Here is a 2,472-nt window from a genome sequence, read left to right as displayed (position 1 = left end):
TTCAAATTAATTGGTATCTGAATTCCCGACCACTTAAATGTCTTAACTGGCATACACCAATCGAGATCTTCTTGCTTAATCTGCGTCACTAAATTCGTTCAAGTTATTTCTTGCAATCTGCCATTTTTATAACAAGAAAGCCAGGGATAGCGGTGATTAGCCGTTATTCCTGGCTTTCAAGTTTCAGTCATTGTATAATTACCTGTCTACTTGACAGGGTGCAGTCCAACTTGGAGCATACCAACTCCATGCTGAACGCTTCCCTTATCCAATTAACAGTAGGTATCTAACATCTGTACCCACGTCAACCATTATACTATACAAATCATGTATGATTGTCTAAATTAGTCAACTTTTATAATTTAGCAAGGTTCTCCGACAAAGTCAGGAGAATAAACGAGGCAACAACCAGGATCGTTAGGGCGATCACGTACTTACGCTGTGGATCCATTTTCTTCATAACTAACCCCTCCCTCACCTCTTAGTATAGCTAACTTGACAGCATAGTAGACATTTAACCGCTCGTGAGTTAAATTAGGAAAGAACAAAAGGAGTTGAAAAAGATGGCAGAAACAGACTACCAGTACGATGAACAGGGCTTTCGTGAAGACCTGAAGGACAAGTCTGACGTCCTTCACCAGCCGGATGCCGATCGTTCGGCCTGGGAAGTGCAAACGCTGGACTACGATACGACGATCGCCCTCCTCAAGGGTGACGAGGCCGTAAAGCCGGAGTACCAGTTTGACGACCAGGTCTTGGAAAAGATCAAAAAAGACGTTCCAGAAATTGATGGGACCGCGACGCCTAAGACGATTGAAGACAAGTACCAGCAAATCCTCCTCGCCCGTTACAACGTTGCCCAAGAACAAAATGTCACCGTTGGTTTGGACAAAAAGACCGACGATGATGATCAGAAATAAAATAAGGCTCAGTGATCCAAAAATCACCGGGCCTTATTCTTGTTTCTAGGCAAAGAAGGCTTTCGTCTGCAACCACTTGGAAAGAGCGATGGAGATCGCCACTCCCATTGCCAGTGGCAGGAAAGCGGAAAAGTTCAGGTGGCAAACCTCAAACAGCATGAACATCGCCATTAATGGTGCCTGCTGGGATGCAGCCAAGAAGAAAGCGGCCCCCAAGACGGCGGCCTGGGCCATCGTTACTCCCGGCACCAGACTAACGTAAACCATACCAGCGTATGCGCCCAGCACTGCGCCTAGCGCGATCGATGGTGTCAGGACACCACCGTAGCCCCCACACTTCATGACGAAGAGCGTTACCAGGGCCTTGGCAACCAGACCGAACAAGAGGGTCAAAATGACGGTTTTGCTAGCGCTAGTCGTGTTCATTGCCAGCTGTGCCAGTCCTCGACCGTTCCCCATAATCTGCGGAAAATAAGCGGCAATCGCACCGGTAATCGCCGAAATGATTGGCAACTGGACCAAGACGTTCTTGGTAGTGGCTCGGTGTGCTTTAGCAACGGCAATGTATTTCTTAAAAAGCGTTCCGAGCAAGCCGCATACCAACCCCAGGACCAGTGCCAGGGGTAAGATTTGCAGCTGGAAGGTCTTGGAACCAACCAGGTAGTAAGGTTTGTAGCCCTTCACGATTGAACCGATCAGGGTGGCAATCACCGACATCGTCAGACTAACGGCGATTACCCGCGCGTTGATTTTCTTGTACAGCAACTCCATGCAAAAAATTGCACCAGTGATTGGGGCAATGTAGACCCCAGCAAACCCAGCACCAGCAGCCGCCGCAACAATCATCCGGCGGTCCTCGGCATCCAGTCCGAGAAATTGTCTACCGCGGGCAAAACGCTCCCAGGCCTGAGCCAAAGCAGCACCGGCTTCCCGCGGTGCCAGTTCCCGACCGATTGAGTTCCCAGTCCCCACGAAGAAAATCTGGGTGTAGACGTGAATCATCGTTTTGCCCAGGGGCATGTGGGCCCCCTTCACAGCCTTTCCCAATTTAACTGGCTTATAGTGCCGTTGTAAAAGATACCAAACGAGCGCAGCAATGATTCCACCGATCAACACCGAGAGAAAACGGTGCAGACCGCTGTCCATCCAGTTAACCGGCACCAGGTTGGTTTCCTCAAAACTCAGGAAGTACTTTTCCGTCAGGTCCAGGGCTACACTGACCAACAGCGAACTAAACCCGACGACGACCCCTAAAACAACCGTGGCGATTGCCAGGGGCAGATTCTTGCTTACTTTCTTCATAATTCAACTCCATCTAAAAATAATTGCAAATCGTTAATCATTTTACCACGAATAGCATCAATTTGAAGTTGGGCAACTGTTATAATGAAGTTAATCTTGAAATTTAGGTGATAAAATTTGAAAAAAAGGCAGATTGTAAAATTTAAGTTGAACATTTAAGTGGACAGAAAAACCCATCAAGGTCTTTAATGGTGTTACCACACAATCCATTAGAAAGAAGGACCTTGATGAGCACCACTATTTTATCATT

General features: G+C 47.6%; 2 protein-coding genes. One reads left to right on the top strand and one right to left on the bottom strand.

All coding sequences use genetic code 11. The annotated features are described in order from the left end of the window. Positions 1-563 precede the first annotated feature (563 nt). Positions 564-920 carry a hypothetical protein gene (locus OCT58_RS10220; RefSeq protein WP_267202718.1) on the top strand — a complete coding sequence of 119 codons (357 nt, stop codon included), beginning with the start codon at positions 564-566 and terminating at the stop codon, positions 918-920. Between the two features lie 45 nt (positions 921-965). Here OCT58_RS10220 and OCT58_RS10215 read toward each other — a convergent pair whose 3' ends face one another. Next, a complete protein-coding gene (locus OCT58_RS10215; RefSeq protein WP_267202717.1) occupies positions 966-2,222 on the bottom strand; it encodes a chloride channel protein in 1,257 nt (418 codons plus the stop codon). Positions 2,223-2,472 lie beyond the last annotated feature (250 nt).

The organism is Limosilactobacillus kribbianus (genome assembly GCF_026413145.1).
In the GTDB taxonomy this organism is placed as follows: domain Bacteria; phylum Bacillota; class Bacilli; order Lactobacillales; family Lactobacillaceae; genus Limosilactobacillus; species Limosilactobacillus kribbianus.
This window is presented reverse-complemented; position numbering and strand designations above follow the sequence as displayed.